This window comes from Sphingobium sp. VMM (assembly GCF_056790315.1).
In genome coordinates, this window is record NZ_JBXGSI010000001.1 from 360,037 (window position 1) to 384,697 (window position 24,661).

22 protein-coding genes and 2 tRNA genes are annotated in these 24,661 nt (G+C 64.1%); 8 read left to right on the forward strand and 16 right to left on the reverse strand.

Annotation, left to right across the window (positions count from 1 at the left end):
• Position 1: 1 nt before the first annotated feature.
• Complete coding sequence (locus ACUCV3_RS01885) at positions 2-727, reverse strand: DUF2490 domain-containing protein (protein WP_279727922.1); 726 nt, start codon at positions 725-727, stop codon at positions 2-4.
• 66 nt (positions 728-793) lie between these two features.
• A complete protein-coding gene (locus ACUCV3_RS01890) occupies positions 794-2,422 on the reverse strand; it encodes an alpha-D-glucose phosphate-specific phosphoglucomutase (RefSeq protein ID WP_482240335.1) in 1,629 nt (542 codons plus the stop codon).
• Between the two features lie 225 nt (positions 2,423-2,647).
• On the opposite strand from ACUCV3_RS01890, the gene ACUCV3_RS01895 reads away from it, so the two are divergent.
• Together ACUCV3_RS01895 and ACUCV3_RS01900 are read left to right on the forward strand one after the other, a co-directional pair.
• The gene (locus ACUCV3_RS01895) at positions 2,648-3,703 is read left to right on the forward strand and encodes a linear amide C-N hydrolase (RefSeq protein WP_099233473.1); all 1,056 of its coding nucleotides are present in this window, start codon (positions 2,648-2,650) and stop codon (positions 3,701-3,703) included.
• An 18-nt stretch (positions 3,704-3,721) separates the two neighbouring features.
• Complete coding sequence (locus ACUCV3_RS01900) at positions 3,722-4,528, forward strand: porin family protein (protein WP_279727925.1); 807 nt, start codon at positions 3,722-3,724, stop codon at positions 4,526-4,528.
• A 6-nt stretch (positions 4,529-4,534) separates the two neighbouring features.
• Here the strand turns inward: ACUCV3_RS01900 and pth are convergent, their stop codons facing one another.
• The 4 genes from pth to ACUCV3_RS01920 form a co-directional block, all read right to left on the reverse strand.
• Positions 4,535-5,104 carry an aminoacyl-tRNA hydrolase gene (pth, locus tag ACUCV3_RS01905; RefSeq protein ID WP_279727926.1) on the reverse strand — a complete coding sequence of 190 codons (570 nt, stop codon included), beginning with the start codon at positions 5,102-5,104 and terminating at the stop codon, positions 4,535-4,537.
• Positions 5,105-5,191: 87 nt separating this feature from the next.
• Positions 5,192-5,803 carry a 50S ribosomal protein L25/general stress protein Ctc gene (locus tag ACUCV3_RS01910; protein WP_004207310.1) on the reverse strand — a complete coding sequence of 204 codons (612 nt, stop codon included), beginning with the start codon at positions 5,801-5,803 and terminating at the stop codon, positions 5,192-5,194.
• A 115-nt stretch (positions 5,804-5,918) separates the two neighbouring features.
• Positions 5,919-6,809, reverse strand: coding sequence for a TraB/GumN family protein (locus tag ACUCV3_RS01915; RefSeq protein ID WP_482240336.1), 891 nt, complete (start codon positions 6,807-6,809; stop codon positions 5,919-5,921).
• Between the two features lie 4 nt (positions 6,810-6,813).
• Positions 6,814-7,740: a TraB/GumN family protein gene (locus tag ACUCV3_RS01920; protein WP_482240337.1), complete on the reverse strand. Its 927-nt coding sequence runs from the start codon at positions 7,738-7,740 to the stop codon at positions 6,814-6,816.
• A 134-nt stretch (positions 7,741-7,874) separates the two neighbouring features.
• Here ACUCV3_RS01920 and ACUCV3_RS01925 point away from each other — a divergent pair, with 134 nt between their 5' ends.
• From ACUCV3_RS01925 to ppdK, 3 genes are all read left to right on the forward strand, one after another.
• Positions 7,875-8,747 (forward strand): glycine--tRNA ligase subunit alpha, encoded by an 873-nt coding sequence (locus ACUCV3_RS01925; protein WP_004207307.1) that lies wholly within the window; start codon positions 7,875-7,877, stop codon positions 8,745-8,747.
• Entirely contained in the window at positions 8,747-10,750 is a 2,004-nt protein-coding gene (glyS, locus tag ACUCV3_RS01930; protein WP_482240338.1) for a glycine--tRNA ligase subunit beta, read from the forward strand. Before ACUCV3_RS01925 ends, glyS begins: the two co-directional genes overlap by 1 nt.
• A gap of 138 nt (positions 10,751-10,888) precedes the next feature.
• Positions 10,889-13,588, forward strand: a complete 2,700-nt coding sequence (ppdK, locus tag ACUCV3_RS01935; RefSeq protein ID WP_482240339.1) for a pyruvate, phosphate dikinase — start codon at positions 10,889-10,891, stop codon at positions 13,586-13,588.
• 46 nt (positions 13,589-13,634) lie between these two features.
• Here ppdK and ACUCV3_RS01940 read toward each other — a convergent pair whose 3' ends face one another.
• Complete coding sequence (locus ACUCV3_RS01940) at positions 13,635-14,126, reverse strand: hypothetical protein (protein WP_037506625.1); 492 nt, start codon at positions 14,124-14,126, stop codon at positions 13,635-13,637.
• A 138-nt stretch (positions 14,127-14,264) separates the two neighbouring features.
• Between ACUCV3_RS01940 and ACUCV3_RS01945 the strand changes: the two genes are divergently transcribed.
• From ACUCV3_RS01945 to ACUCV3_RS01955, 3 genes are all read left to right on the forward strand, one after another.
• A tRNA-Arg gene (locus ACUCV3_RS01945) sits at positions 14,265-14,341 on the forward strand.
• A gap of 378 nt (positions 14,342-14,719) precedes the next feature.
• Positions 14,720-14,902: a hypothetical protein gene (locus ACUCV3_RS01950; RefSeq protein ID WP_099233491.1), complete on the forward strand. Its 183-nt coding sequence runs from the start codon at positions 14,720-14,722 to the stop codon at positions 14,900-14,902.
• A 120-nt stretch (positions 14,903-15,022) separates the two neighbouring features.
• A tRNA-Arg gene (locus ACUCV3_RS01955) sits at positions 15,023-15,099 on the forward strand.
• 72 nt (positions 15,100-15,171) lie between these two features.
• Here ACUCV3_RS01955 and ACUCV3_RS01960 read toward each other — a convergent pair.
• The 9 genes from ACUCV3_RS01960 to ACUCV3_RS02000 form a co-directional block, all read right to left on the reverse strand.
• Complete coding sequence (locus tag ACUCV3_RS01960; protein ID WP_279727931.1) at positions 15,172-16,620, reverse strand: cobyric acid synthase; 1,449 nt, start codon at positions 16,618-16,620, stop codon at positions 15,172-15,174.
• A gap of 47 nt (positions 16,621-16,667) precedes the next feature.
• Complete coding sequence (locus ACUCV3_RS01965; protein ID WP_122928063.1) at positions 16,668-18,311, reverse strand: TadG family pilus assembly protein; 1,644 nt, start codon at positions 18,309-18,311, stop codon at positions 16,668-16,670.
• Positions 18,308-18,754, reverse strand: coding sequence for a TadE/TadG family type IV pilus assembly protein (locus ACUCV3_RS01970; protein ID WP_279727932.1), 447 nt, complete (start codon positions 18,752-18,754; stop codon positions 18,308-18,310). Before ACUCV3_RS01970 ends, ACUCV3_RS01965 begins: the two co-directional genes overlap by 4 nt.
• A gap of 166 nt (positions 18,755-18,920) precedes the next feature.
• Complete coding sequence (locus ACUCV3_RS01975; protein ID WP_010337851.1) at positions 18,921-19,829, reverse strand: histidine kinase; 909 nt, start codon at positions 19,827-19,829, stop codon at positions 18,921-18,923.
• A gap of 123 nt (positions 19,830-19,952) precedes the next feature.
• Positions 19,953-20,174 carry a hypothetical protein gene (locus ACUCV3_RS01980; protein ID WP_029547748.1) on the reverse strand — a complete coding sequence of 74 codons (222 nt, stop codon included), beginning with the start codon at positions 20,172-20,174 and terminating at the stop codon, positions 19,953-19,955.
• A gap of 29 nt (positions 20,175-20,203) precedes the next feature.
• On the reverse strand, positions 20,204-21,463 hold the full coding sequence (locus tag ACUCV3_RS01985) for an N-succinylarginine dihydrolase (RefSeq protein ID WP_279727933.1): 1,260 nt from the start codon (positions 21,461-21,463) through the stop codon (positions 20,204-20,206).
• Positions 21,460-22,479 carry an arginine N-succinyltransferase gene (locus ACUCV3_RS01990; RefSeq protein WP_279727934.1) on the reverse strand — a complete coding sequence of 340 codons (1,020 nt, stop codon included), beginning with the start codon at positions 22,477-22,479 and terminating at the stop codon, positions 21,460-21,462. Before ACUCV3_RS01990 ends, ACUCV3_RS01985 begins: the two co-directional genes overlap by 4 nt.
• Before the next feature lie 16 nt (positions 22,480-22,495).
• The gene (locus tag ACUCV3_RS01995) at positions 22,496-23,713 is read right to left on the reverse strand and encodes a hydrolase (RefSeq protein ID WP_279727935.1); all 1,218 of its coding nucleotides are present in this window, start codon (positions 23,711-23,713) and stop codon (positions 22,496-22,498) included.
• A 41-nt stretch (positions 23,714-23,754) separates the two neighbouring features.
• Positions 23,755-24,654 (reverse strand): DUF481 domain-containing protein, encoded by a 900-nt coding sequence (locus ACUCV3_RS02000; protein WP_279727936.1) that lies wholly within the window; start codon positions 24,652-24,654, stop codon positions 23,755-23,757.
• Positions 24,655-24,661: the final 7 nt, after the last annotated feature.

Genomic DNA, 24,661 nt, shown 5'->3' on the forward strand with positions numbered 1-24,661 from the left:
ATCAGTGGCGGAAGAACAGCGTCACCGATGCGACATGGTTGACCCGCTGGCGGCTGCCGCCCTGGTCGTTCAGTTGGTTGAGATAGCCGACTTCCATGGTGGAGGCGCCGGGCAGGCCGATTTCTACCCCGGCGAAGCTGCGCAACTGGTCGAAACCCTTGCGGGCGCCCCAGTCGGTATCGTTGAGGGCAAAGAAGACCTCGCCATAGGCGAGCGCATTGACCGCGTCGCTGCCGGGTTTGAGCGCATGTTCCACCCGCAGCATCTCGCGCAGGCGCCAGCCGATGTCGCTGCCGTTCGAACGCCAGCGCTGCTCCAGCCGGGTGCGTGAGGAAATCTCGGCATCCTTGGGCCGCGCCAGCGTCCAACTCAGTTGCTGGAAACTGCGTTCCTCATTGACGTCCTTGCCACCCTCGATCGGGACGACGACATGGGCGTAGCCCTGATAGAGGGTGATGTCGCGCGACAATTTGACGCCCAGCGCGCCGCGGAACAGCGCCTGGTCGATCCGCGACACGCCGTCGCCGACGCGCGGCTGGATTTCGGCGAAATAGACCAGTTCATCCTTGATCGACCCCATCGCCGTCACATTGACCCATAGCTGCTCGTCCTCGCTCGTCGCGGCCTGGGCGGGCAGGGTGAGGGCGGCAAGGGACAGGGTGGCAAGGGGCAGGGCGACAGCAAGAGACGGGAAACGCATGAAACCTCTGGCGGTGGAAAGCGACATTCCTACCGCCTTTAGGTTGCTGTCATTGCTGGCCCATTGCTGCGGGGTAAGCGATGGTGAACCGGATCAGGTGATGACGCTGGGCTGGTCCATGCCGGTATAGCCGGCAATGTCGGCCAGTTCCTGCGCCGCCGCCACCAGCGGCGCCAGCGCATCGCCGGTGGCCAGCGCCAGATCGCCGTCCGGCCCGACATAGCGTTCGATATAGACGCGCAGGGTCGCGCCCTCGGTGCCGGTGCCCGACAGGCGGAAGACGACGCGCGATCCATCCTCGAACAATATGCGCACGCCCTGGTTCCGGCTCACCGACCGGTCGGTCGGGTCGGTATAGGCGAAATCGTCCGCCGCCTTCACCGTGCCGCCGCTGTTGCCAGTGCCGGGCAGGCTGGCGAGCGTGTCGCGCAGCGCCGCCATCAACGCGTCGGCCTTGTCCTTGGCGATCGCTTCATAGTCGTGGCGGGCATAATAGTTGCGGCCATAGGTTGCCCAATGATCGGCCATGATGTCGGCCACGCTCTGCTGGCGCGCGGCGAGGATGTTGAGCCACAACAGCACGGCCCAGATGCCGTCCTTCTCGCGCACATGGTCGGACCCGGTGCCGGCGCTTTCCTCGCCGCAGATCGTCGCCATGCCGGCATCGAGCAGGTTACCGAAGAATTTCCAGCCGGTCGGCGTCTCGTAGAGCGGAATGCCCAGATTCTGCGCCACCCGGTCGGCCGCGCCGCTGGTCGGCATGGAGCGGGCAATGCCCTTGAGACCACCGGCATAGCCGGGCGCCAGATGGGCATTGGCGGCCAGCACTGCGAGCGAGTCCGAGGGCGTCACATAGCAATGGCGGCCGATGATCAGGTTGCGATCGCCGTCACCGTCCGACGCCGCCCCGAAGTCGGGCGCGTCGGCGGCCATCATCCGGTCATAGAGGGCCTTGGCATGGACCAGATTGGGGTCGGGATGGTGATGGCCGAAGTCGGGCAGGGGGGTGCCGTTCATCACCGTGCCGGCCGGTGCGCCCAGGCGCTTTTCGAAAATCTCGGTCGCATAGGGGCCGGTCACCGCGCTCATCGAGTCGAAGGCGAGGGTGAAGCCGCCGGCGATCATCGCCCGAATTGCAGGGAAATCGAACAGGCTTTCCATGAGCGCGGCATAGCCGGCGACTGGATCGACCACTTCGACGGTCATGGCGCCCAACTGGCTGGTCCCCAGCGTGTCGATATCGACGTCAGCGGCATCGAGGATGCGATAGCTGTCGATCGTCAGGGTCCGCGCGTGGATCGCGTCGGTCACCTTCTCTGGGGCTGGCCCGCCGTTCGACACATTATATTTGATGCCGAAATCCTCGTCCGGCCCGCCCGGATTATGGCTGGCCGACAGAACAAGGCCGCCAAAGGCGCCGGACGATCGGATCAGGTGCGACGCGGCAGGGGTGGACAATATGCCGCCTTGGCCGACCAGCACCCGGCCAAAGCCGTTCGCTGCCGCCATCCTGAGCGCGATCTGGATGACTTCCCGGTTGAGATAGCGGCCATCGCCGCCGATCACCAGGGTCTGGCCCGCAAAGCCGTCCAGGCTGTCGAACACCGACTGGATGAAATTTTCCGCATAATGGGGCTGCTGGAAGACCCGAACCTTCTTGCGCAGGCCCGATGTGCCGGGCTTCTGGTCGTCGAAAGGCGTGGTCGCGACGGTCTGGATCACCTCTGTCCCCTGCTTTGCCTAATAAGTCGTTACGCCTCTATGGCTTGTTCATGCTGCACTGCGCAATGCGCTTTGTCGCGCCGAAGGTGCGGGCGGCCGTGATCGCATGCGATTACTGCGCAAGAGACGGGTTGGCCAAAGCCGTCATGCGGGTTATCACCCATGGCAACTATTCAGAAAATCGGCATTTTCAGTGACAGTATCGTGACCTTTGTAGGAGGTTCCATGTCTCGTCTGCCTGCTTTCCTGTCCGGTCTTGCGCTGCTCTCGGCGCAACTGGCTTCGGTATCGGCCGATGCCTGCACGCGCCTGGTCTATCATGGCGCCAATGACGATGTGATCACCGCCCGGTCGATGGACTGGAAGGTTGATGTCGGCACCAACCTCTGGATCTTTCCGCGCGGCATCGCGCGCAGTGGGGAGGCTGGCCCCAATTCGGTCAAATGGACGTCCCGCTATGGCAGCGTGATCGCCACCGGTTACGACATTTCCACCACCGACGGGATGAACGAGGCGGGGCTGACCGCCAATCTCCTGTGGCTGGTCGAATCCGAATATCCCCATTTCGATGGCAAGCAGCCGGGCATGAGCATCGCCATCTGGACCCAATATGTGCTCGACAATTTCGCCACCGTGAAGGCGGCGGTCGACGAACTGTCCAAGGAAAGCTTTGTCGTCGTCACCGACAATATTCCGGGCGAGGAACGGCTCGGCACGCTCCACCTCGCGATTTCGGATGCGTCGGGCGACAGTGCCATCTTCGAATATATCAAGGGCAAGCTGGTGATCCATCACGGCCCGCAATATCCGGTGATGACCAATTCGCCGATCTTCGACGAGCAACTGGCGCTCAACGCCTATTGGAAGGATATTGGCGGCACCACCATGTTGCCGGGCACCAACCGCTCGGCCGATCGCTTCGCCCGCGCCTCCTTCTATGTGAAGGCCATTCCCAAGAGCGAAGACCCGGTGACGGCGCTGGCCAGCGTGTTCAGCGTGATCCGCAATGTCTCGGTGCCATTCGGCATCTCGACCCCGGACCAGCCCAATATCTCCTCGACCCGCTGGCGCACGGTCGCGGATCACAAGCGCAAGCTCTATTTCTTCGAGTCCGCGTTGACGCCGAACAGCTTCTGGGTCGATCTGAAGACGATCGACTTTGCGCCTTCTGCCAAGGTGAAGAAGCTCGATCTTGGCCCGAACCAGACGAAAACCTTTTCGGGCGAGGTCAGCGGCCAGTTCAAGGATGCGCCGGCCTTCAAATTCCTGGGACTGTCCTGATCGGCTGGGGGCGCCGCCATGCGATATCTTCCTCTATGCTGCCTGCTCGCCAATGTCGTTGTCTATGCCGGACCGGCCTTGGCGCAGGAGGTGCCGGCGCACCTGTCCGATGACACGCCCGATCAGGGCTGGCATCTCACCGTCTCGCCCTATGTCTGGGCGGCGTCGCTGCACGGTAATGCGGAACTGGCGGGGTTCCGCACCAGGGTCGACATGCCCTTCTCGGAGATATTCGATCATCTCGACTTCGTCACCATGGGCGAAATCGTCCTGAGCAATGGCAAGGTCGGCGCCTATGTCGACGGCCAATATGTGAAGACCAGCCAGGACGCATCCGTCTATCATCAGCAGGTGGGACTGGGCATCAGGAAGACCCATGTATCGGGCGGCCTCTTCTATAATGTCATCGACCATCGCATGGCGGAGCGGACCGTCCATGGGGTTCGGCGCCGCTTCACCTTCGCGCCGGTCGTCGGTTTGCGCTGGTCGAAACTGTCGGCCGATGTCGCGGCGCTGGGCTTGACGGCCAATCGCAAGGCCGACTGGACGGAGGTGTTGGCCGGCATCCGCACGGCGGGCGATATCGACCGTCACTGGGTGATCGACGCGCGCCTGAATGTCGGCGGCTTCACCGACAGCAAATCCAGCATGGATGGTGAGGGGACGATCGGTTATCGGCTGCGCCTCGCCGGCCTGCCGCTGACCGTGCGTGCCGGCTATCGCTTCGTTCACCAGCAATATCGGATGCGCGACTTTACCGGCCAGCAATTTCGTTGGAACGTATCGCAGGAAGGGCCGCTATTGGGTCTGTCGGCGCGCTTCTGATCCGCCTCAGTCGGCCAGCCGCAGCGCCACTTCGTTCATGAAGCGGGCGTCGTCATTCTTCGCCAGCCATTCCGCCTCGGCACCGATCGCGCCCAGCATGTCGGCCAGCGCGTCCATCTCGCTCTTGTGGTAATTGCCCAGCACATAGCCATGGACCTTATCCTTGTGGCCTGGATGGCCGATGCCCAGGCGCACGCGGCGGAAATCATTGCCGATATGGGCGTCGGTCGACCGCAGGCCGTTATGGCCGGCATTGCCGCCGCCGCGCTTCACCTTGACCTTCATCGGGGCGAGGTCGAGTTCGTCGTGGAAGACGGTCACGTCCTGCGGCGTCAGCTTGTAGAAGCGCATCGCCTCGCCGATCGCGCGGCCGCTTTCGTTCATGAAGGTGGCGGGCTTGAGCAGGATGATCTTCTCCGGCCCGATCCGCCCTTCCTGCACCCAGCCCTGGAACTGCTTCTTGGGCGGCGAAAAGCGATACATGTCGGCGATCAGGTCCACGGCCATGAAGCCGACATTGTGCCGGTGCATCGCATATTGCTGCCCCGGATTGCCGAGGCCGGCCCAGATCTGCATCGTCTATCCCGCATAAAATGAAAATCCCGCCCGCCGGTTAGGCGGACGGGATCGGAATTTCCAGCCTGCAAGCAAGCTGTAAGGCGATTACTCGCCTTCGCCCTCGGCGGCTTCGCCTTCGGCGCTCTTCAGAGCCGAGGGAGCGACGATGGTGGCGATGGTGAAGTCGCGGTCTTCGATCGCAGCCTTCGCGCCCTTGGGCAGGGTCACGGCGCTGATGTGGATCGAATCGCCGACTTCGAAGCCCTTGAGGTCGACGACGACGTCATCGGGGATCTCGGCGGCATCGACGACCAGTTCGACGTCGTGACGGACGACGTTCAGCACGCCACCCTTCTTGAGGCCGGGCGAGGCGTCTTCATTCTCGAAGCGCACCGGGACAGCGACGGTCACGGTGGCATGTTCCGAAACGCGCAGGAAGTCGGCGTGCAGCGGACGATCGGTCACGGGGTGGAAGGCCACATCCTTGGCGAGGGTGCGGACGGTCTTGCCGCCGACTTCGACCATGATGACCGAATTGAAGAAGTGACCGGTGCCGAGCTGCTTGTTGAGGAGCTTTTCCTCGACGTGGATCGACAGGGGTTCTTCGTTCATACCATAGATGACGGCGGGTACGCGGCCCTCACGGCGGAGGGCGCGGGAGGCTCCCTTGCCTGCCCGATCGCGTGCCTCGGCCGACAGCGTAAGCTGCTCGCTCATTGCGTGTCTCCAAAAGCAAATTTGATACAATTTTCCCGCCACGCCTCCAGGGATGACCATCGCGGGAAGGCGGCCCTGTAGCAGAAAGCGGCGATAAAGCAAGTTTAGCGTTGGCTTATTGCACGCGCGTGACCTTGTAGCCCTTGGCCTTGAGCAGGTCGACGAGATTGTCCTTGCCGGTCAGGTGGCCGGCGCCCACCGCGATGAAGGGGCGGCCCTTCAACTTGTCGACCGCGCCGACCCAGTCGCGGTTGCGCGCGGTCAGGATCGCGTCCTCGACCACCGGATCGGGCTGCTCGCCATTCTGGTCCTCTTTCTCGATCGCCTCCATGTCGCCCTTGGCCCAGGCGGTCAGGATGCGATTATAGAGCGCCTTCATGTCCTTGGCTTCATGGATGGTCTGGATCAGCAGCTTGCGCTGCGCCGCTTCGGGCAGGCCGTCAAAGGCGCCGAACTGGCGCTCGACGGTTTCGAGGCCACCGATCGGCCGGCCCTTGAAGGCGGCGATCAGCACCGGCTCGACGCCATTGGCCTGGCTGACGTTCAGGTTTTCCTGCGACGCGGCGGACAGCAGCATGGCCGCCGCCCAGCTTTCATAGCCCGACAGCGCCTGTGCGCTGGTGCCGCCTTCCTTCACGATCCGGTCGAGTTCGGGGCGCTCGCCCGCCGGCACGCGCGCGTCGAGCGCGGGCAGGTTGGGGCTGCGGCCCATGCTCTCGAACAGGCCCAGCGTCTTCTGCTGGTCCTGCAGGTCGGCGGCCTCCAGCACCAGCTGGTCGGCATCCTTCCACGCCTGCTTGATCGTCGGCGTCTGCCAGTCGACCCCTTCGGGCAGGACATGGATGGTGCCGAAGATCCAGCCATCCAGCCCCGCGCGCTCGACGCGCCACAGCGCGGGGCCCTGGCCGGCCTCGACCTTGGGGGCAGGGGCCTTCTGCTCGCTGCCGCAAGCGGCGATCAGGGCGAGGCCGCAGAGGGCCAGAAAACGGATTGTCCAGCTTTTCATGGCCCTATTCCCCCTGCTTCACGCGCGCGCTGGCGATGCCCAGTGTCTTCAACTGATCCTGCACGCTGCCCTTGCCGGCCAGATGGCCCGCGCCGACCGCGACGAACACGGTGCCCGGCTGATCCAGTCGCGCCTTGATCCACTTGGCCCAATTGGCGTTGCGGTTGATCAGCAGCACCTGCGCCAGTTCCGGCGTGGCCTTGAGCGAATCGTTCATTTCGTCCGCCAGTTTTTCCGGCTGGCCGGTTTGCCAATGGTTGAGCAGGGCGGCGAACTCGCCTTCCATCCCGTCCATGCCCTCGACCGTGGCGTTGAGGAACTGGACCTGCTGCGCCATCGGCAGGTCGGCGAAGAAATTGAGCTGCTGCTCCACCGTTTCCAGCGCGCCGACCTTCTTGCCGGCCTTCTCGGCAGCGGCGCGCAAGATCTTTTCCGCGCCGATGTCGGACTGGTAGCCCAGCTTCTGCAGCGGCGCGACCGACAGGATCATGCCGGCCATCCACGGATTGAACGCCTCGAACGACTGCCAGGGCACGCCGGCCGCCACCATCGCCGCGCGATATTTCTGCGCGGCGTCGGGCGCGAGCCGGGTGGACAGGGCGACCCGATCGGTCGCCATCGCCTTGCCCGCCATCATCTGCGCCATCTCGCTGGGGTTTTCGGGCTCGATGATTTCCAGCACCAGTTCGTCCGACGCGTCGAACGCCTGCTTCACCCCGCCCTTGAACCAGTCGATCCCCGGTTTCAGCACATGGACGGTGCCGAACAGATAGATGGTCGTGTCGGCGTCCTTCACCTGCCACAGGGCAGGGGCGACGTTGACAGCGATGTTGACGGGTTCGCGGGCGGCGAGGGGCTGGGCCTGGCCCCAGGCGCCGAGCAGCAAAAGTCCCGCGGAAAGCCAGCGGGACGGGAAAGCGGTCAGTCTCATATCCCTTCCATGCGGGCGCCGGGCGCGCAGGGCAAGCGGCTTAACCCTGTTCGACGCGGCTTTTCCTTGACCCTTGGCCCGCGCTGCGCCAAGGCGCGGCCGACCATAATCTGTCATTATTGCAAGGACCACCGGTGGCCGAGGGCAAAGCGCTTTCCTTCCAGGACCTCATTCTCACCCTGCACGCCTATTGGGGCAAGCAGGGTTGTGTCATTCTTCAGCCCTACGATATGGAAGTGGGGGCGGGTACATTCCACCCGGCAACCACGCTGCGCAGCCTGGGGCCCAAGCCCTGGAACGCGGCCTATGTCCAGCCTAGCCGTCGTCCGACCGACGGCCGCTATGGCGAGAATCCGAACCGGCTGCAGCATTATTACCAATATCAGGTGATCATGAAGCCCAGCCCTGCGAACCTGCAGGAACTGTATCTGGGCAGCCTTCGGGAAATCGGCATCGATCCGCTGGTCCACGATATCCGCTTTGTCGAGGATGACTGGGAAAGCCCGACGCTCGGCGCCTGGGGCCTGGGCTGGGAAGTCTGGTGCGATGGCATGGAAGTCACCCAGTTCACCTATTTCCAGCAGATGGGTGGCTATGATTGCAAGCCGGTCGCGGGCGAGCTGACCTACGGCCTTGAACGCCTCGCCATGTATATTCAGGGCGTGGACAGCGTCTATGACCTGAAGTTCAACGACCAGGGCGTCACCTATGGCGACGTGTTCCTGGAAAATGAGCGGCAGATGTCGAAATGGAATTTCGAGGTCGCCGACACCGAAAAACTGTTCCGCTGGTTCAAGGACTGCAAGGCCGAGTACGACCAGTGCATCGCCAATGATGTGCCGCTCGCGGCCTTCGAGCAGGCGATCAAGGCCAGCCACACCTTCAATCTGCTGCAGGCGCGCGGCGTGATCTCCGTGCAGGAGCGTGCCAGCTATATGGGCCAGGTCCGCGACATGGCGAAGGGTAGCTGCGAAGCGTGGATGAAGACCAACGGATGGACCGCCTGATGACCGATTTCCTCCTTGAACTGCGCTGCGAGGAAATTCCCGCGCGCATGCAATTGAAGGCGTCCGATGATCTGGCCCGCCTCTTCACCGAGGAACTGGCGAAGGCCGGGCTCAAGCCCGCGTCGATCGACAGCTTCGTCACGCCGCGCCGCCTGGCGCTGATCGCCCGCGACCTGCCGCTGGAAACTGCGGCGGTCAGCGAGGAGTTCAAGGGCCCCCGCACCAGCGCCCCGGCACAGGCGCTCGAAGGCTTCCTGCGCAAGACCGGCCTGACCCAGGATCAGCTTGAGGATCGCGACGGCGTCTGGTTCGCCGTGGTGAACAAGCCCGGCCGCGCCACCACCGACGTGCTGGCCGAAGCCGTGCCGGCGGTCATCCGCGCCTTCCCCTGGCCCAAGTCGATGCGCTGGGGCGCGGCCAGCGCCACCACCGAAAGCCTGCGCTGGGTCCGCCCGCTGCAGGGCATCATCGCGCTGCTCGGCGGCGAGATCGTGCCGCTGTCGATCGAAGGGATCGAGGCTGGCCGCGAGACGGTGGGCCATCGCTTCCATTCCACTGGCGCGATCCGCATCGATGGTGCCGACGATTATGCTGACAAGCTGCGCGCCGCCTATGTCATCGTCTCGCATCAGGAGCGTCAGGCGATCATCGAGGCGAAGGCCAGCGAGGCCGCCGCGGCCAAGGGCTATAGCGTGATCGAGGACAAGGGCCTGGTCGCGGAAAATGCCGGCCTGACCGAATGGCCGGTGCCCTTGCTGGGCGATTTCGATCCGGAATTTCTTGAGGTTCCGCCTGAAGTCATTCAGCTAACCCTGCGTATCAACCAGAAATATTTCGTTCTGCGTGATGCGGCCGGTAAGCTGGCTCCGGCCTTCATCTGCACCGCCAATATCGAGGCGAAGGATGGCGGCGTGGCGATCGTCGCGGGCAACCGCAAGGTGCTGGCCGCGCGCCTCAGCGATGCCCGCTTCTTCTGGCAGCAGGACCGCAAGACTCCGCTCGCCGAGCAGGCGAAGAAACTCGGTCGTATCACCTTCCATGAGAAGCTGGGCACCGTCGCCGACAAGGTCGAGCGCGTCGCGAAGCTGGCCGAATGGCTGGCGAGCGAAGGCATCGTGCCGAACTGTGACCCGGCGCTGGCGCGCCAGGCAGCGGAACTGTGCAAGGCGGACCTCGTCACCGAAATGGTCGGCGAATTCCCCGAATTGCAGGGGGTGATGGGCGGCTATTATGCCCGCGCCGAAGGCCTGCCCGATGCCGTCGCCGATGCGATCCGCGACCATTACAAGCCGGTCGGGCAGGGCGATGACGTCCCCACCGCGCCGGTGACGGTGGCGGTCAGCCTGGCGGACAAGCTGGATACGCTGCGCTCCTTCTTCGGTATCGATGAAAAGCCGACTGGTTCGCGTGACCCGTTCGCGCTGCGCCGTGCGGCGCTTGGCGTGATCCAGATCGTGACCGCCAATGGTCTGCGTATGCCTGTTGCAGAGGGCGACCTGCTCGACTTCTTCGCCGACCGCCTCAAGGTCCAGCAGAAGGAAGCCGGCGTTCGTCATGACCTGATCGACGCAGTGTTCGCGCTGGGTGGCGAGGACGACCTTGTTCGCCTGCTCGCTCGCGTGAAGGCGCTCCAGTCCTTCGTCGCGACCGATGACGGCGCCAATCTGCTCGCGGGCTACAAGCGCGCCGCCAATATCCTCAAGAAGGAAGGCGTGGAGCAGGCAGAGGCGATTTCGCTTTCCTATGAACCCGAAAAGGCGGAAGCTGATCTGATCGCTGCGCTCGACGCGGCGGAACCGCAGGCGGCACAGGCTGTCGCGGCCGAGGAGTTCGAAGGCGCCATGGCTGCGCTCGCGACGCTCCGTGCGCCGATCGACGCCTTCTTTGAGACCGTGACGGTGAATGATGCTGATCCGGCGAAGCGCACGACTCGCCTCGCGCTGCTGGCGCGGGTCCGTGATGCAGTGCACAATGTCGCCGACTTTTCGAAGATTACAGGATAAGGAAACGAAATTCCAAAATTTGCGGGAAATATGCGAAGTTAAGCGGGATAAGTCCTATCCCCTAATGGCTTGAGCCGCTAATTGCGGCATTATTATTGCAACGCACAACTCGGCAATCAGTGCAGGGAGAGCCGGTATATGGTTATGACGGAAGAGGCCCAGATGAGCACCACTTCGACGCGCTATGTTTATCGTTTCGGCGGTGGCGTGAACGACGGGGGCAAGGGCGACAAGAATCTGCTGGGCGGCAAGGGCGCGAACCTTGACGGCATGGCCGCGATCGGCCTGCCGGTGCCGCCGGGCTTCACCATCACCACCGAAATGTGCACCCGCTATTATACCGATGGCGGCGTCTATCCCGAAAGCCTGAAGGCAGAAGTCGCCAATGGCATCGCCCATATCGAGGCGGTCACCGGCAAGAAGTTCGGCGACGCGGCCGATCCGCTGCTGGTTTCGGTCCGCTCGGGCGCGCGCATCTCGATGCCGGGCATGATGGACACGGTCCTCAACCTCGGCCTCAATGACGAGACCGTGCTGGGCCTGGCCGCCGCATCGGGCGACGAGCGTTTCGCCTGGGACAGCTATCGTCGCTTCATCCAGATGTATTCGGACGTGGTACTCGAACTCGATCATGGCGCATTCGAGGAAGCCCTTGAAATCGCCAAGGAAGATCAGGGCTACACGCTCGATACCGAAATGACAGCCGAAGACTGGAAGGCGCTGGTTTCGGAATATAAGGCGCTGGTCGCCAAGCTCTGGAACAAGCCTTTCCCGCAGGACGTCGCCGACCAGCTCTGGGGCGCGATCTCGGCCGTGTTCGGCAGCTGGCAGGCGGACCGCGCCAAGGTCTATCGTCGCCTGAACTCGATCCCCGGCGACTGGGGCACGGCCGTCAATGTGCAGGCGATGGTGTTCGGCAATATGGGCGACACATCGGCCACCGGCGTCGCCTTCACCCGCGATCCCGCGACCGGCGAGAACGCTTATTATGGCGAATATCTGATCAACGCCCAGGGCGAGGACGTCGTTGCCGGCATCCGCACGCCGCAGTACCTCACCAAGCAGGCGCGCGAGCGGGCAGGGGCCAAGCCGCTGTCGATGGAAGAGGCGATGCCCGAAACCTATGCCGAACTGGCACGGGTGTTCGACATCCTCGAAACCCATTATCGCGACATGCAGGACATCGAGTTCACGGTGCAGCAGGGCAAGCTCTGGATGCTCCAGACCCGTTCGGGCAAGCGCACGGCGAAGGCTGCGCTCAAGATCGCGGTTGAAATGGCCAATGAAGGCCTGATCTCGGAAGAGGAAGCCGTCGCCCGCGTCGATCCCGCCGCGCTCGACCAGCTTCTGCACCCGACCCTCGATCCCAAGGCGCCGCGCGATGTGCTGACCAAGGGCCTGCCCGCCTCGCCGGGCGCAGCCAGCGGCGCGATCGTGTTCGATGCCGACACCGCCGAGCGTCGCAACGAATTGGGCGACGCCGTCATCCTGGTCCGCGTCGAAACCAGCCCGGAAGATATTCACGGCATGCACGCGGCCAAGGGCATCCTGACCGCGCGTGGCGGCATGACCAGCCACGCCGCCGTGGTGGCGCGCGGCATGGGCCGTCCCTGCGTCTCGGGCGCGGGCAGCCTGTCGATCGACAACGCCAACAAGATCCTGCGCATCGGCAGCCGCGAGCTGAAGGAAGGCGATATCCTGACCATCGACGGCGCCACCGGCGAAGTCATGGCGGGTGAAGTGCCGACCGTGCAGCCCGAACTGGCCGGCGACTTCGGCATCCTGATGGCCTGGGCCGACAAGGTCCGTCGCCTGAAGGTGCGCGCCAATGCGGAAACCCCGCTCGACTGCCAGACCGCACGCGACTTCGGCGCCGAAGGCGTGGGCCTGTGCCGGACCGAGCATATGTTCTTCGACGCGGCCCGTATCACTGCCGTGCGCGAGATGATCCTGGCCGATAGCGAGAAGGGGCGCCGCGTCGCGCTCGACAAGCTGCTGCCCGAACAGCGGGACGATTTCGCGCAGATCTTCATGGTGATGGCCGGCCTGCCCGTGACCATCCGCCTGCTCGATCCGCCGCTGCACGAATTCCTGCCGCATGGCGAAGCGGAGTTCGAGGAAGTGGCCAAGGCGGCGGGCGTCGGTGTCGAGGCGCTCAAGCGTCGCGCCGCTGAACTGCATGAATTCAACCCGATGCTGGGCCATCGTGGTTGCCGCCTGGGCGTGACCTATCCCGAAATCTACGAGATGCAGGCCCGCGCCATCTTCGAAGCCGCGCTGATCGTGAAGGAACGGAGCGGCGAAGCGCCGATCCCCGAAGTCATGATCCCGCTCGTCGCGACGAAGAAGGAGCTGGAACTGATGAAGGCGATCGTCGATCAGGTCGCCAAGGACGTGTTCGCCGAGCAGGGCGCGTCGGTCGACTATCTGGTCGGTACGATGATCGAACTGCCGCGCGCGGCGCTGAAGGCTGGTGAAATCGCCGAAGTCGGCGAATTCTTCTCCTTCGGCACCAATGACCTCACCCAGACGACGATCGGCATCAGCCGTGACGACGCCGGCCGCTTCCTGACGCAATATGTCGACAAGGGCATCTTCGCCCGCGATCCGTTCGTCAGCATCGATGTGGAGGGCGTGGGCCAACTCATCGAACTGGCGGCCGAGCGCGGCCGGGCGACCCGTCCCGACATCAAGCTGGGCATCTGCGGCGAGCATGGTGGTGATCCGGCCTCGATTGCCTTCTGCGAGGCGACCGGCCTCGATTATGTCTCGGCCTCGCCCTATCGCGTGCCAATCGCCCGCCTCGCCGCGGCGCAAGCTGCTCTGGCGAAGAAGTAAGAGGAAAGGGCGGGAGGCAACTCCCGCCCTTCTTCGTTTCAGGGGGTCAGGCCTGGCCGGTGAGGCGGCTCAGCAGGCCCGGCTTCTCGCCCCGTTCCAGATCATGCGCCTGGCCGCGCCAGTCCTCATGGGCGATCGTGCCGGGCTTGAGCCCCAGGCGGGCTTCCAGCGTCGCCTCCTGCTCGCCATTCAGGGCCGCGATCTGGCCATAGCGATGATAGCCCGCCTCGTTGAGCGCGACCTCCTGCGTCTGGCTGATGCCGTTGATGCGGCTGAGGTCATCGCGGCCCTGCACGCCGCCGGCCACGGCGGTGGCCGTGCCGGGGCCGATCGGGGCGGACTGGCGCTCCAGTTCGGCGATCCGTTCATTGGCGGCATTCAGCCGCGCATCGCGATCCCGGATGGCATGGTGGTGGGCGCTTTGCTCCTCGCGCCACAGGCGCTTATATTTGCCCCGGCCGCTCATCATCAGGCCAAGCACCAGGCCGGCCAGCAGCGCCACCAACAGCAGCGCAATCTCATTGGGTGTGAAGCTCATGTCGGCATCCTTTCCAGCGTCGAAACGATCAGCCCGCCGGGAAGTTGCCGAAAACGCCCGCCGTTCGGGCATTGTCGAAAAAAGTGAAAGAAAGTGCTTGCCAGCACCGTCGGACGCTTCTAACAGCGCCACTCCAACGCACCCGTAGCTCAGCTGGATAGAGCATCAGACTACGAATCTGAGGGTCGGACGTTCGAATCGTTCCGGGTGCACCATTTTCCTTCATCGCTGAACGATCGAACGCAACTCACTGTGGTTGCTTGAGATTTGCCGCGTCAATCGGCATTGACGCCGGGCGCGATCTGGCGAAGCATCCCTCTATTCGCACGACATTGGGCATTTGCACCCGCAAGGCACGCTATGCCACGGAAGAGGAGGCCTGGGCGGTCGTCCATCGGGCCGATATCGTCCTGCGGCCTTATCGCTGTGCGCTGTGTCGCCAATATCATCTGACCAGTCGGACCAAGGGCATGCGGCTGCGGCCACCCTATCGGGAATGACCGATCAGAGGCGAAAGCGGCTCCCAGATTATTTTCCCTGCCGAAGTCAGCATGCTAGGATCGACGCATCGTTACGACATGCGGGGAATATCCATGGTCTGGATCGCACGCCTCCTTCTGTTCATCCCGTCGCTCGTGGCGGGCTGGTTCGTGTCGCAGGAAGACCCGCGCTACTGGGTGATTGCGCTGGCGATCGGCCTCACTTTCCTGGCGCTGGGCATCATTGCCGCCATCTACATCCCGATTCTCCATCCCTGGCCGCGCCGCAAGCAATAGGCGGCGAGGGGCAAGTCCCGGAAATGCGGGCTTTTGTCGGCGATTTTCGCATAAATTTCACATTGATGGTTTTTGGGGGTTGCCAGATCAGCCGGGCCCTTATATCTGCGCCTCCACAACGCACCCGTAGCTCAGCTGGATAGAGCATCAGACTACGAATCTGAGGGTCGGACGTTCGAATCGTTCCGGGTGCACCATTCCTTCACAGGAATAAAATGGGCCGGAAACCGCAAGGTTTCCGGCCCATTTGGCGTTTGAGAAATGCGCGCTCAGCCGAGCGCCAAGGCGACGATCGCGTCGATATCCAGATGCTCTTCCAGCCGGGCGGCGATCGCATCCAGCGCCATGTCGACCGACTTATCATAATCCGCCACGCCGCCATCGACGCCCAGCCGGGCAAGCAGGGCCGCGCGCAGCGGGCTGCTGGCGAACAGGCCATGGACATAGGTGCCCATCACCCGGCCATCGGCGCTGATCGCGCCATCTGCATCGCCACCAAGGCGTGCGAAGGGCCGGTCGCTGTCGGGGCCGGTCGTTTCGCCGATATGCATCTCATAGCCGCCAAAGACGGCGCCCAGCGCCACGCCTTCGACCCGTTCCAGTCGCTTGCCCGCCGACAGTCGCGTCTCGACGTCGAGCAGCCCCAGGCCCGCGACCGTACCCGCTGGTCCCTCGATGCCGTCAGGATCGGCGATATGGCGTCCCAGCATCTGATATCCGCCGCAAATGCCCAGGATCGCGCCACCGCGGCGATGATGCGCCAATATGTCGATGTCCCAGCCCTGCGCGCGCATAGCCGCCATGTCGGCGATCGTCGCCTTGGAGCCGGGCAGGACGATCAGCGCGGCCTCGGCCGGTATTGGCTGGCCGGGCGGCACCATGCGCAATTCCACGCCAGGATCGAGCTTGAAAGGGTCGAGATCGTCGAAATTGGAAATGCGGGGTAGGATGGGGCAGGCGATGACGGTGCGCTCGGTTCCGGGCTGTGCTGTCCGCTCCAGCGCCACCGCATCCTCGCTGGGCAGACGGGCCGTAGCATCCAGCCAAGGGACGACGCCAAAGCCGCGCCACCCCGACAGCGCTTCGATCTGGCGATAACCATCCTCGAACAGCGCGGGGTCGCCGCGGAACTTGTTGATCAGGAAGCCGCGGATCATCGCGGCATCGTCCGGATCGATGACGGCCCTGGTACCGACGATCGCCGCGATGACGCCGCCCCGATCGATATCGCCGACCAGCAGCACCGGCACGTCGGCGGCACGGGCAAAGCCCATGTTCGCAATGTCGCCGGCGCGCAGGTTGATCTCGGCCGGTGATCCGGCGCCTTCGACGACGACGATGTCGCATTGCGCTTTCAGCCGCTCATAGCTTTCCAGCACGGCGCCCAGCAACTGCCCGCGGGCACTGCGGAAATTACCGCTGCCCAATGTGCCGCGCACCTGACCATGGACGATCAACTGGGATGTCCGGTCGGCCTGGGGCTTCATCAGCACCGGGTTCATGTCCGTATGTGCCTCGACCCCGCAGGCGATCGCCTGCAGCGCCTGTGCGCGGCCGATCTCGCCGCCGTCCACGGTGACGGCTGCATTGTTCGACATATTCTGTGGCTTGAATGGCCGGACGCGATAACCCCGGCGGAGGAGGGCGCGGCATAGCCCCGCCACCAGCACCGATTTGCCGACGTCCGATCCGGTTCCCTGCAGCATGATTGCGCCCATGGCCTGTTCCTGCAAGCCGGCGGCAATGATGGCAAGCGCTTAGCGCATCATGCGACGAGCGTCGGCATCCCGCACCGCATCTGGTGGACCTTGACCGTCGCGGTGCCCAGCTTCACGCCAAGGATCGCGGTGAGGTTGTTCAGCAAGCCGTCGAGAATCTGCGCCGTTTCACCCAGAAGGCTCATGACGGGCGAGATCAGGGGGCTGAGCGGCAGTTGCAGGCCGGCGAGCGTCACCGTGACCTTGGTCTGGTTGGCCAGGCTGGAGGCGACGCCCTGGGTCAGATCCTGGGTGCTGACGGTCTTGCTTTGCTGCCCCGAAATATCGCTGGGCGTGAACAGCACATTCTGCTGAGTCACGCCGCCCAGCGCGACATTGGCATAGGCATGGACCTGGGTCAGCGATCCGAGGACCGACGCCAGAGTCGCGGTACGCGGATTGGCGGGCGTCGAGAAATTGGTGAGCGCGGCTTCATCGACGTCACCGATCACCGCCGTGCCGATCGACGGCTTGACCGCCAGCGTCACGCCATTGTTGATGGCCCCTTGATCGCAGACGATATTTGACAATTGCGCTTCGGCCGATGCCAGTTCGACATAGAGCGGGATGCGGATCGTCGCGATCCCGGTCAGCAAGGTTGCGACCCGGCTCTCCAGGAAGATGCGGGTCTGTGCCGTGCGCAGAATGAAATTCTTGTCGTTGGTGATGCTGATCAGGGGTGTGCTGGCCTGGCCGGTGCCGGTGATGAGCTTCAGCCGCGTGCTGGTGAGGCCCGGAACGTTCAGGGTCAGGTCCAGCGGCACGGCGGTCGAGGATGGCGGGCTCAGCACCATGCGCAGCATCGAGAAGGAGTCGAGCAGCAGGCTGGGCTGGCCGGTCGAACTGCCGGTCCCCTTCATCGGTCCCAGATCGATGACATCGCTGAGGCGGACGCTCTTGCCCGGCAGCTTGCCGCCGATATTGCGGAGCAGGGCGGCCGTGCCACTATTGTCCGCAGTGTCGGCAATGGCGCCGATAACGTCGGACAATGGAATATTGGCGCCGAACAACTCGCCATAGGCGGCATCATTGCGCCCGGTGCGCACCTTGAGCGCATCGGCGAAATGGAGCAGGTCGACGTTTAGGTTGGCCAGCCCCTGATAGTCCATGACCGACAGATTGAGTTCCGTTCCGGCCAGGGCGGACAGCAGCATGTTTGGTAGGCCGCCGCTGAGTGAGGCAAGGCCGGTGCCGATGGAGAAGGCCGCTGCATCGGAGCGCGCGGCAGTGGCATGGGCGCGCACATCGACGCCATCCTTGCCGACCAGCAGGCGGCCGAAGAATAGGGGGGTGCGGCGCTGGACCTGGACCTGGATCGCGCTGGCGCGTGGGTCGCCCGACACGAAGCGATTGCCGACCGCGACTGCGCTATTCTGGTCATAATAGCCGGTCTGGACCGCCACCAGGGACACGCCAGGCACGCCGCTCTTGGTCAGTAGCGCTTCGGCGGCCGATCGTCCGCCACTGCTGGCTGCCAGCGCAGCCGCATCGGCCACGCCCTGCAACTGGCGCTTGGCGAGATAGACCGATCCCAGGTCGACGGCGACCGTTGCGGCGCCGGCGAGCATGAATAGCGATCCCGCCAGCAGGACGCTGATGCCGCCGCGCTTGTCGGTGAGCAGGCGGGCCATGCGGTTGCGTGTCCGGGTCATGACGCGATCCGCACGACGGCGCTCCGCTGGATCTGGGCAGCGGGCATCGGGAAGATGGCAGCGGAGAAGAACGGTGCGTTGCTGAGATTATAGGTCAGCGTGACTGTATAATAGCCGCTGTTCGCATTGGCGGCGACGCCGATCGTCTGCGCCCCCGGCAGCGGAAAGGATGGGCGACTGGCATTGACGCTTTCGTCGACCAGCGCCCGACGCTCGGTGGCGGTCATACCGGCCACGGCCGCGCGTGCCGCGTCATTGGCTGCCTGCTGCAGGCTATGGGCGGTCATCAACCAGCCGCCATAGAGCAGGATGCCGAGCAACAGGACGATCATTAGGGGAAGGGCGAAGGCGGCTTCGACAAGCACGCTGCCACGCTCATGACGGGACATGGCCTGGCCCAGTCGGGCGAGGCGAAGCACCGCATGGAGAGGAAGGTTCCGCATGTCACTCCAATAAAGGCGCAACATTCAAAAAGCGGTATGCGAAATTCACGCACCTTTTGTGCGAATTGCGTAAATCCGAGGCAGCATTTTCGGGGCTTTTCGGACATTTTGGGGTGATACTGAACGGTCTACACGGACAAATCCGCTACGACCGCTGGATTTTACATCATTGGGATCCGGCTTGGTCGTTTTCGCTCAAGCAGGGCGGAGTCATGACCAGCACAACGCCCTCCGTTCCGTAGGTGCCGCGCAACTGGACCAGCGCGCCTTCCATCGGGAGCAAGGCGCCACCATTGGTGAGCAGATGGGCCTGGACGCGGCGGTCGCCCTCGCCGCGCAATACCGCTTCCAGTTCCTGGCGGAAATGCGGCCGCTGTGGCAGGGCGATGAGGTCGGTCATATAGGCATTGATCAGGCGGGCTTCGGGCAGCCCGACCAGGGTGCAGATGGTGGCATCGACATATTCGATGAAACCCCGGTTGGAGAGGCGGGCATAGCCGACGCCGCCATGGATGCCCATCGCCTTGAGAATGGCCGATTTGACGTCGGCCAGCCGATGGCGTTGCACGTCCGACGTGATGTCGCGCAGCAGCAGGCCGATCCCGTCTGCGAAGGGAAAGGTTTCGACGTGGAGCCAGCTATCGTCGCGGAAGGGGGATGGAATATCCGCAGCGCTGATTTCGCCGGACACCTGGCTGTGCCGGGCATGGGCCTCGGTCAGCGTGCCGACCAGTTCTGGCAGCGCATCCCAAAGCATCTGCCCTTCCAGCCGGCGGTCCCAGCGCCGTGCCATGGCCAACGCGACCGGATTGATCAAGTCGATGCGAAAATCGGCGCGGCACAGGATCAGCCCCTGGGCCATGCGCACCGCCAGTTCGCGTAGTCGATCCGGATTCTGGTCGAACTCGTCCTGGCTGGCGAGCGCCTTGAAGCGGTCCAGCCCCATGAAGACATGGGTTTCGCGGCCATGATGAGTGATCAGCAGGGGGTGTCGCGCGCCGATCTCGCGCCAATGGGCAAAGTTGCGGACCAGTTCCGCAGCGGTGACACTCCTGTCGCTTATGTCGTCCGGCATGATTGACCCTCTCCCAAATCTGGGTGCAGGCACAAAGACCCTCACCAACGGGCGGCGACTACGTAATATCCCTTATGTGCGGCGAACTGGTGTTGCTTTGCGAGCAATGGTGTTCAGGCAGTATCAAGAGCCGTAACTGCGCTGGAGTTCCAGGGCATCGAGCATTTTTCCGCCCGCCATGAAGACGGCACCGGAGCAGGCGAGGGCGAGCAACTGGCCGCCGACGCCGGGATATTGATGCATATAGACGACGCCCCGCTCGCTGGCGCCCAGCGCGAGCGCGTAGATCACGAGGAAAGCCTCGAACTTGGTCTTGATCGTGAAGAGGCGTTTGATCCGTTCCATCAGACTCATCCGAGGCTTTCGTCCATCTTCTAAGGCATTAAGTCGCCCGAAAGTTGCAAATGGTCAACAAGGCTTAACCATGATTGTTCGATCCGGGCAATAAGACGTGTGTCGGACAGGTCGTCGGGCGCGATGGTTTCGGGCCAATAGTCCGAGACGATGCGGGCGATTTCATCCAGGCGCGGCTCATCGACCAGGAAACGCGGGTCGATATCCTTTGGATCCGCGACCACGCGCAGGCGCAGGCAGGCGGGGCCGCCGCCATTGGCCATCGACTGACGCACATCGACGGGAATGAGGCGACGGATCGGGCCATTGCCGGCGATCATCTGTTCCAGCCAGGACCATACGGCCGGGACCGCCTGCGCTTCGCTTGGCAGGATCAGCGCCATGGTGCCGTCAGGAAGCGTGACGAGCTGCGCGTTGAACAAATAGCTTTTGATCGCATCGGTCAGGCTGACGGCGCTGGCGGGCACTTCGACGATCTCCACCGACGGCAACAGCGTGCGCAGCGAGGCGTAGAAGGCCTGCTTGTCGGCAAAGGCCTGTTCATGCGTGAAGAGAACGCGCTCATTGGCGACGGCGACGACGTCATTGTGGAAGGCGCCGGCGGCAATCGCCTCCAGCGACTGCTGCACGAATAGGGTTCGGGCCGGATCGAGTCCGTGGATGCGAGCGACGGCCTTGCTTGCCTCGACATGCTGGCGGGCGGGGAAGGGGCCGCCCGACTGGCCATAGACGAAGACCTCGACGCCCGGCGCGCCATGGCTGTCGCACAGGCGCATATGGTTGGCCGCGCCTTCGTCGCCAAAGGGCGCGGGGATCGGGCCATGCACGGCAAAGGCGCGTTCGTCGGAAAAGGCGATGCGCAATTGCGCCAGCGTCTGGGGCCATTCATGGCTGCGATGCGCCATGGTGACGAGATTGGCGACGGTCAGGTGGGTGCGTCCATCGGCGGTGTCAGCGGCCGGTGAGACGGTCGCGGCATTGGCGGCCCACATGGACGAGGCCGACATGGCGGCGGCGCGGATGTGCGGATCGGCATTGCTGATGTCGGTGCCCAAGGTCGCGAGCCAGGCGCCGTCAGGACGCCATTGCGGCAGGAAAATACCCTGGGAAAGGCCGAGGCGCAGATTGCCGCGCATCTTCTCTATCCCCTGCAGGGCTGCCGCGCGGGGGTGCGACACCGCGCCGGCATTGCGGGACGAGGCCAGATTGCCAAGGCTGAGGCCGGCATAATTATGGCTCGGGCCGACCAGTCCGTCGAAATTGATCTCGCGCACGCTCATGCCCGCCCCGCCATGGTGAATGCCTGTCCAACGTTCAGTTGCAGCAGCGCCGCGCTGGCCGCGTCGAGCGAGATGCTGCCATCCTCGCCCTCCTGCACATAGCCATAGGTGCAGCGATAATCGGCGAGCAGGCCGGTCGACACCAGCATCTTGTCGCCGCCCTTGTCATGAGTGGCCGCCAGCGTCACGTCGCGTGCCTGGGCCACGGTGCGGAGCTGGTCGATCTGGCCCACCATGGTCGGACCGCCGTCGAAAATGTCGACATAGCCGGCATTGGTGAAGCCCTCGGTCTCCAGCATCCGCATCGCCGCCCGGCCATTGGGATGGGGCAGGCCGATCACCGCGCGGGCGCTGTCGGTCAGCATGGCGGTGTAGATCGGCGTCTTGGGCATCAGGTCGGCGATGAACTGGTTGCCGTTGACGGCGTTGAACTCGTCGGCTTCCTGGAAATTCATGCCGAAGAAGCGGCCGGCAAGGCCGTCCCAGAAGGGCGAGCCGCCCGCTTCGTCGATCACGCCGCGCAATTCGGCAATCACCCGGTCGCCGAAGCGATCGCGATGGTTGCGGATATAGAGATAGCGGCTGCGCGCGAGCAGCAGGCCAAGCCCTTCGGCCCGTTCGCGCGGGTGGAGGAAGAGGCCGCCAACCTCGGTCGATCCTTCCAGATCGGTCGTGAGCGAGAGCATCTGCGCGCGGAAGGTGCGGGCCAGTTCGCGGCTATGCTGGGTGAGGACACCCAACCGATAGGAATAGAAGGGCCAGCTCTGCCCAACCGTGCTGAAAATCTGGCAGGTGCCGCGCACCTGGCCGGTCTGCGCATTGACTAGAACCAGGACGATCAGATCATCCTTGATCCCGCCATCCTGCCGGCCGAGCGCCTGGTCGGTGCGCTCCAGCTTGGCGGTCAGCGCGGCGCGATCGGGTGGCAGGTTGGTGAAGCCGCCGCCGGTCAGCTTCGCCATTTCATACAGGGTCTGCAGGTCGTCCGCTCGCGCGGCGCGCATGTAGAAACTCAAAAGGCGGTCCTCTCTCTCAATATTGTCCTTGGGCGATCCGCAGCAGCGCCAGCGCGGACAGTTGCGCGCGCTCGGCCAGGCTGTCGCTGATCAGAAATTCGGCGTCGCTGTGGATGCTGCCGCCGCGCACGCCCATGGTGTCGACCACCGGGACGCCGCAGGCCGCGATATTGTTGCCGTCGCACACGCCGCCGGTGTCGCGCCAGCCAATGTCGAGGCCGAGGTCCGCGCCGCAACGCCTGACCAGGCCGAACAGGCGCTCGGCCTTGGCATCCATGGGCTTTGGCGGGCGACCGAAGCCGCCATGGAGATGCAGGCTGACGCCATGGTCGCGGGCGACATCGGTCATGGCCCGATCCAGCAGGCCGCGGGCCGCGATTTCGTCGTCCGGCGTGCGCGGGCGGAAATTGACCCGCAGCACGGCATGGTCGGGCACGACATTATTCGGGCTGCCGCCGTCGATCTTGGCGGGATTGCAGGAAAAGCCGCTGCCGCTGCCGGTCTTCAGCCGCAGCGCGAGATCGGCGGCCGCGAGCAGGGCATTGCGGCCATCGTCGGGATTCCGGCCGGCATGGGCGCTGAGGCCGGTGACGATGATCGAGAAATTGCCGCTGCCCGCCCGCGCGCCGGCCAGTGTGCCATCGGGCAGGGCCGGTTCATAGGTGAAGGCCGCGCGCTTGCCGGCGGCGGCCCGACGGAGCAAGGCAGCGGAGGAGGGGCTGCCGACCTCCTCGTCGCTGTTGATCACCACTTGATAGCCAAGCGTCCGGGTCGCCTCGCTATGCTCGATTGCCGTCAGGGCGGCGAGCATGACGGCGATGCCGCCCTTCATGTCGGCGACGCCGGGGCCGTTGAGAATGCCGGGTTCCAGCCAGCGAAGCGTCTGAAATGGATGATCGATCGGGAAAACCGTATCCATATGGCCCGTCAGCAGCAGCTGGACCGGCGCATTGGGACGGACGGTCAGGCGAAGATGCTGGCCATGGCGGATCACCGATATCCGGCCATCGGGCGCCACGGTTTCGACCGGATCAGGGTCGATCAGGTCTACCTCGCCCGGCAGCACCGAAAAGGCGTCGGCGAGCGTGGTGGCCATGGTGGCGAGCCCGGTCAGGTTGCGCGATCCGCTGTTGATGCTGGCCCATGCCTCGACCTGTGCCAGCATCGGCGCGGCGGCGGCCTGTTCCAGCAGGGCGGTTTCAGGGGCTGTTACGGGCGGGTGGGTGCCGTTCATCCCGGAGGTCTATCAGAGCGCGGGCGCCTGCTCCACCCCGATCAGAAATCGTAGCTGAGGGTCAGGCGGCTGAGCGTGTCGAAGTCGCGCGCGGACAGCAGGGTCTCCGACTCATACTGCACCGTATAGGACAGGCCAGCGGACAGGCGGGTGCTCACCTTGGTTTGCAACTGTGTCAGAGAATTGACTGAAAATACGTCAGTTTCTGCGTAACCTGCAGCGGTCTGCTTGAAGGTGACATTGGGCGCCAGACGCCAGGCCAGGTCCATAGATGCACGCGCGCCCAGCTTGGTTTCGCGCGGCCCGATCACATATTTGGCATGACGGACGGACGGGCCCAAGTCTAGCGACAGGTCGATCGGCTTGCTGACGATCACCTTGTAACCGATACCGGCCGAGGCGGTGTAGCGCTCGTCATAGCCGATCGAGGGATCGCGTTCGAACTGGGTCAGGCCATAGGCGAAACCGCGCGGGTCGAACTGATAGCGCGGTTCATAGCTGGCGGTGTAGCGTTCGCGCGAGGTGACGCCATTGGCGCGGCGATAATCCACCGTGGCGCTCAGCTTATGGCTCCATTCCAGCCCTTCGCGCTTGACCTGCGCGGCGGCGCTGATGCCGATTTCACTGGTCGAACCGGTCGAGCGGAAGCCGCCGGCCTCCAGCTTGCCGGTCCATAATTCGGTGAAGCGCGCCTCGCGAATCACCGTGTCATGGGTCGCCTTGGTCCGTTCCTTCCAACTGTTGACCATCTGCTGGATCTGGTCGGCCGATTGCGGATTGGTCTGCTTGGCGATCTTGGCGACGGTCGCAATTTCGGTCTCATTGCCATTGGCAATCGCCGCCTCCAGCATCTCGCGAACGGACGGCGGCAGCAGCGCGGGCGCATTGGCCCAGGCCTGGGTGGCAAAGAAAAAGGGTAGGATAGCCAGACAGTGACGCATGCCGCTG